This is a genomic window from Fulvivirga sp. M361 (assembly GCF_007097395.1).
In the GTDB taxonomy this organism is placed as follows: Bacteria; Bacteroidota; Bacteroidia; order Cytophagales; family Cyclobacteriaceae; genus Fulvivirga.
This window is the reverse complement of the sequence record NZ_VKDC01000128.1, coordinates 1-265: the sequence shown is the minus strand read 5'-3', so window position 1 is coordinate 265 and position 265 is coordinate 1. Positions and strand designations below refer to the sequence as shown.

Genomic DNA, 265 nt, shown 5'->3' with positions numbered 1-265 from the left:
GGCACATTTAGCTTCACCGGCACAGGGGTTACAGGCAATGATTTTGATCCCACGGGTCTATCGGGTTCGATCTCTGTTACAGTAAACTATACTTCAGGCGGCGGTTGTGCTGCGACTCCAGAAGCCTTAGCGTTGAACGTAGTAAGTACTTCAACGATCACTGTTCCCGCGACTGTTACGGATGTCTGCGAGACAGGTGGTGTTGTAGACTTGACTACGTTGGTGAGCGGAAGTCCTGCTGGTGGCACATTTAGCTTCATCGGCA

Annotated in this window: 1 protein-coding gene; it reads left to right on the top strand. The window is 51.3% G+C overall.

Features of this window, described 5'->3' with window-relative positions; all coding sequences use genetic code 11:
- On the top strand, positions 1-265 hold a 265-nt coding region (locus tag FNH22_RS32310), incomplete at both ends, for a hypothetical protein (RefSeq protein WP_185154538.1).